This window comes from Enterobacter cloacae complex sp. BZL2005, from assembly GCF_049238885.1.
Taxonomy (GTDB): domain Bacteria; phylum Pseudomonadota; class Gammaproteobacteria; order Enterobacterales; family Enterobacteriaceae; genus Enterobacter; species Enterobacter roggenkampii.
Genome location: NZ_JBMKGI010000034.1, coordinates 1 through 5,457, shown reverse-complemented (window position 1 = coordinate 5,457; position 5,457 = coordinate 1). Strand labels below are relative to the sequence as shown.

Here is a 5,457-nt window from a genome sequence, read left to right as displayed (position 1 = left end):
TCAGCGCGAACGACTCGGACATCGCCTCGCGGCCCGTCAGTTTCCAGAACAGAAGCCCCTCCACCGGGAGCTGAACGGTAATTCGGTTGAGCATAATCTTTATTCCACTATGGACTAATCTCGGTGTTCATTGAGATATTTTTTAAATCGTGCTTATTTAAGCCATAAACCTGAAAACATAAGGACGCTCCCCAGGGAAACTACGCTTTTAGCAACGATAAGTAGGCAAGGCGCAACGACGCGTGTTATAGACGATATTGCTTCATAATTTTCAGCATTGTATTTTTTGTGCCCTCCTGTAATCCCGGAAAAGATCGTGCAGAGCAGCACAACGGTAACTTTTAGTCCCCATACGCACAGGAAAGACATGGAAAAGATAATCGAATAGTGTTTCGCCGTTGCGACGGAGAATAATGACATTGACTGAGCGAGCCATTTCAACGTAAAACCAATAACAACCGTAGCCACTAACACCAGAACGAACATCAACCCAGCAAGGAACCATTGTTTTTTACTGAATAAGTCTTTTCCATTCCAAATAAGCGCTAGTGTCCAAATCATAAAGAGAATAAAGAAAAGCCATTGAATCATAACGTACCACATTTATACATGTTGTTCTCCAGGCATCGTCGTGTCGTCATCTCACTTCGCATCACACTCCTTTTCCAAACCAAATACCATAAAACAACAAGATACAGCTTAACGCGGCGATAGATTTTGCTACCAGGCGTAATATTGGCCAGAACCGCTGATTGACTATATCAGTGACACCATTAATTCAACCCAACTCAATATAATTTTCTTTATCCACAAACCATGGTCACCACATCTTCTCTTCTCGAAGAATCTGTATTGTCCAATTTTTGACACGCCGGGACGCTTTTAACTAACAAACCATTAGGTACAGACAAAGAAAGAGGCACGGTACAATACCCGTGCCAGATGACTAATATAATTATAAGAAATTATCCTCTGGAGCTCTATCGAACAGTTCACCTGCCATTTTGGCGATACGTTCGTGCTGCACGAGTTTGTTTTTCCACTCCTGCGGAATACCGGAATAACCATATAATGCTCCAGCTATTTGTCCCGCCGTCGCCGCAACGCTGTCAGCGTCATCGGCAAGATTGGCGGCCAGTAGAATTGCATCGCGGAAATTATCCGTATTCCATACCGACCACATCGCGGCCTCAAGCGTATCTATAACATAACCACTTGAACGAATCTGATTGCGAGTTTTTTGCTTATATTCACCCGCGTTGATAATCATTACGCGTGGCTGAAGCGGCATAACGTGCGGAGAAAAAACAAAATCTTTATTGCTACCGTTAATCATATGCACAAGCAAATAACTTAAATACTGTGTGCTATTTATTGCTTCCGCGGCACCGTGTGTTGCGATACTTTGTTTTTTAGCTTCATAAAACGCTTTGCTTAATGATTTTCTAAAAAAAATAGAGACAGGTGCTTGCCTGATAATGGAAGCATTACCTGCAGTTTCTGGTGCTGTATTACCGATCCACCCAGGACCAACAGTTAAATATTGCTCTAAAGCAAACCGAGTTGTATTTCCTATATCAAAACAGATGCCATTTGAACTGTTATAACCATGCCGATGCCATTCCAGAAGCTTATTCCTGAAGCATATAGTATCAGCATCACCTTTCTCAAGAAGCGTTTCCGCAAGACATAATGCCATGGATGTATCATCCGTCCATTCACCTGCGCGGAGTCGAAATGGCCCACCACCTATCATATCTTTGACATGTGCTTTGTCACGAGGTAAAAATTCGAGCGTCGTACCTACAGCATCTCCAACAGCAAGACCTATAAGCGCACCGACAGCACGATCCCGTGATTCCGCGAGTGAGATGTTACATTGTGGTGTTAAGTCCCATTGTTTTTGTGCATCGCAATCAAAAGATGATTCTAATAGTTTATCATTATATTTATACTGCATCTTCTGCTGGACTGAAAGACTGCTAACAGGTAAGTACTTACGATATATATCTACATATTTTAACAATACATTCAAATTAGCATGTAAGTCTATCACCATTCACCCATAATAAAATATTTTTAATATCAAACCCTAAAATTCACCAGGATATTTCATTTTAAGATTATGTTGTTTCATTTTGTAATTGGCATCAACCTCATGCGGCAGTCTAACCTTTAACCCTCGGCGGATTTGATCCACAATAAACCAGGCATCCGACAACCTTTCAAAAAACAACTCATCAGAATTATCAAACTCCTTTGCTGCATACATACCGAAAGTCATTTTCCATAATTTTGCTTTATCCTTTTCCTTGCCTTCGATTAAATCCCGTAGAAATATTAATTGTTGTACAATAGAATCGTACATTTGTAAAAGTGGGGAGTGGGAGTTGAGATGTTTTACCTCAGCATATCTCTTTTCTGCTAAAGTTAATGCTTTTTCAACATAATTTAGAGCTGTCATGTTATTCATTATATGGAGTCCAAATATCACGCTTAGTGGTAAACCATTGTATCCCACCGCCTTCTGTCTGGAAAGGTTTGTCTGGTACAGACCAGGTGTCCAAGGCTGGTGTGGCACTACTTCGAAGCATCTCAACTTTTTGTTGCGCTTGATAAGCTTTTACTTCTTTAGGAACAATTAACCCCGTATCCCTGACCTGTCCCTCTGGGTTAATGCCTAGTTTTGTGGCAGGGGTCGATTCGTCAAGAGAATACCAGTTTCCTTGCCAATTCCCTGGGGATTGATTCTGATAAGCTATTTTGCCTTTATTGATTGTTTCAATTGTCACTCTCTGTTCAAGATCTATACCGCTGCGATAAGCTGGTATTTTACTTTCTTCAACACCCTGAGAACGCATAAAATCATCAACAATTTTTTGATTTGCACGGATATTAATATCTCTATTAAGATCGCCCGTGCGTCCAAATTTTTCATTAAGTTCAGCTCTTCGGGCCGAAATATTTGGCTTAACCGGTTCGAGAACAGGCTTACCAGCCCGCCACGCATCAAACCTTGCCCCGCCTTTCATGCCAGCCCCGCCGCCAATAACCGAGCCGATCAGCATCCCCCATTTCTGACCGTCGCTACCTTCGCCAAACAGCATTCCCCCCGCATAACTACCGACTGTCCCACCGCCCATCGCACCGAGGGTACTCAGAAGTGCGATTGCCGGACTGGCCAGCACCGCCATGGCTCCGGCACCAACGGCGAGCATCGTCCAGTTCACCCATTCCGGGATTTCAGGACTTATTTCATCGGTCTGAACTTTGCTTCCACCGATAATAACATTACGCGATCCCTGACTAATCTCAGCGCTGCATGTCAATTTATCGCCTGTGCGAGAGGCGGGAAAGTTGTTGATGTAAACTTTTATCGAACCTTCCGCAACCCGTTGCAGGCTACCGCTGTGCTCATCACACTCTCCGGCTGACAGGTGAGCGCGGATCGCCTTTCGGCTGTTGATAAAAACATTGGGTGAACCTTCTTTTAGCGTACCGGTAGTATGGCGTGGAGCCCATGACATACTGCCGAGGAGCTCACCCAACCCACCCGCAGCGCATGCCCCAGCCGCAACGGCAGAAACAGCAACCAGCGCGGTCCCTCCGGTGACGACAACGGCAGCTGCGCCCAGAATGGCCCCGCCCACCAATCCTGCAATCATCCATCCTTTTGAGGCTGTATGTGCAATCTCATCATCTACGCGAGCAGCCTGACATTCGGACATGGCTATTCGGCTCGCTGTGCCATCAGATACTTACGGATCCGGTCGGCTGTATCAAGCGGGTCAGAACCAGACACCTGGCGGCATACGGAAAGCTGTGAAAGTAGGTGATGTGATTTGTCTGCGAAAGTCGTCCACAGCGCGTAACGAAGGGGTTGGCTCCCCGGAACGGGTGCAATACTGAGTGGTTTACCCTGTTTTTCAAAAAGCAAATATTGCCCCTCTTTCGCCCGCTGAAGCGAAAGATGTCCATACAGTTCCTGAATGTTTTCAAAGACACTCAATTCCTTACTCTCACTATCAAGCGCAAAAAATGGCCCCTGGCTGTCGGCAGCGAGCATTTCTCTAGTTTCAGTCTGAGCCGGTTTGTGGAACTTAATACTGCGGATAATTTCCTGATATTGATTATGATAATAATCGCTAAACTCGCCCGGGCAAGTACCGATATAACACACCATCTTTTGGCCGCCAGGATGGTCACCGAGCAAAATAACGGTCTGCCTCTGGAAAATGATCGCATTATCATTTTTGAATTGATAAAAAAGCTCAACTGCCGGGAGACCATCAACAGAGGTCATCTGCGAGGATTCGAGACGAAAGTCGGGCACCGTAATTTCCAGTTCACGTACCAAACGAGTTGCCGCATCATGGACTTTATCTTCGTTTTTAGCACTCGCACGAGAAACAACAAAAGTAAACTCGCTGGCTCCGTTATCACTCAGGGTAAATAAATTCATGGTTCTGTCTTTAAATACATCGGGTAAGGCAAGGGATGCTTCCTGAAGAATATATTCAGCCATTCGGGTTACTCTTATTTATTGCCATTAATAACAAAAAAACTATCCACTTCCTGCTGGATTTCACCCTGAAGGGATGCGCCAGGCGGATCGATGACATTTTGTCCATCATCAGGGTTCAAATGTAATTCGCCGGAAAGCGTATTAATTTGCGCGTTCTGTTTCGCAGTAAAGTTAAAATTATTACCAATGATATGGACGCTGCCGTCTTTTGATAGCTCGATGGCGCTTTCACCACATTCCAGTCTCAGCGTATTTCCTGCGGAAAGTATAAAATTATTAACGACTTTATCGTTTCGACTGTTCCCCGTCAGGCATACCACATCGCCTTTAATCCCTGATTTCTGATTTTTCGCTACCCGTAAGGTTTCATCTTCGCCAACGAACTGGGTTCGATTTTTTTCAGTAGAATGTGTTTCGTCGTTTTTGACGTTAATATCCAGATTGCGCTCGGCCTGGATCCATACCTGTTCTGCGCCCGCTTTATCCTCAAACCGCAGGGCATTGGCATTGTCCACGGAACCGTCTTTCGTGCGGCTCATAAAGCCCATCTGCGTCGCCGCAGCCGGCAGCGCCCACGGCGGCATGCTCGCGTCGTTGTACACCCGACCGGTAATGATCGGACGGTCCGGGTCGCCGTTGATAAAGTCCACCACCACCTCATCGCCCACGCGCGGGATCTGCACCCCGCCGTAGCCCTGGCCCGCCCACGCGCTCGACACGCGCACCCAGCAGGAGCTGGTGTCATCGCCCTTCGCCAGGCGGTCCCAGTGGAACTTCACCTTCACGCGGCCGTATTTGTCCGTCCAGATACTCTCGCCGTTCGGGCCCACCACCTTCGCGGTCTGCGGGCCGTAGGTGCGCGGCCACGCCGTGGTCTGCGCCGGACGGTAGACCACCGCCGACGGAATGACCGTGAAATCGGTCCGGTGAAT

Annotated in this window: 6 protein-coding genes; all 6 read right to left on the bottom strand. The window is 46.4% G+C overall.

Translation table 11 applies throughout. The annotated features are described in order from the left end of the window. Positions 1-153 precede the first annotated feature (153 nt). Positions 154-591: a hypothetical protein gene (locus ACOTXI_RS24035; RefSeq protein ID WP_237716813.1), complete on the bottom strand. Its 438-nt coding sequence runs from the start codon at positions 589-591 to the stop codon at positions 154-156. A 364-nt stretch (positions 592-955) separates the two neighbouring features. Beyond that, a complete protein-coding gene (gene tri1 / locus ACOTXI_RS24030) occupies positions 956-2,056 on the bottom strand; it encodes an ADP-ribosylarginine hydrolase Tri1 (RefSeq protein ID WP_032623154.1) in 1,101 nt (366 codons plus the stop codon). A gap of 36 nt (positions 2,057-2,092) precedes the next feature. Next, positions 2,093-2,473 carry an immunity protein Tsi6 family protein gene (locus ACOTXI_RS24025; RefSeq protein WP_087855425.1) on the bottom strand — a complete coding sequence of 127 codons (381 nt, stop codon included), beginning with the start codon at positions 2,471-2,473 and terminating at the stop codon, positions 2,093-2,095. Next, positions 2,466-3,728, bottom strand: coding sequence for a polymorphic toxin type 46 domain-containing protein (locus ACOTXI_RS24020; protein WP_008503525.1), 1,263 nt, complete (start codon positions 3,726-3,728; stop codon positions 2,466-2,468). The genes ACOTXI_RS24025 and ACOTXI_RS24020 overlap by 8 nt, the downstream gene beginning before the upstream one ends. 2 nt (positions 3,729-3,730) lie before the next feature. Further along, positions 3,731-4,525 (bottom strand): DcrB-related protein, encoded by a 795-nt coding sequence (locus ACOTXI_RS24015; RefSeq protein WP_008503526.1) that lies wholly within the window; start codon positions 4,523-4,525, stop codon positions 3,731-3,733. 11 nt (positions 4,526-4,536) lie between these two features. Further along, positions 4,537-5,457, bottom strand: a 921-nt coding sequence (locus ACOTXI_RS24010; protein ID WP_421766149.1) for a type VI secretion system Vgr family protein, incomplete at its 5' end; no start/stop codon positions are given.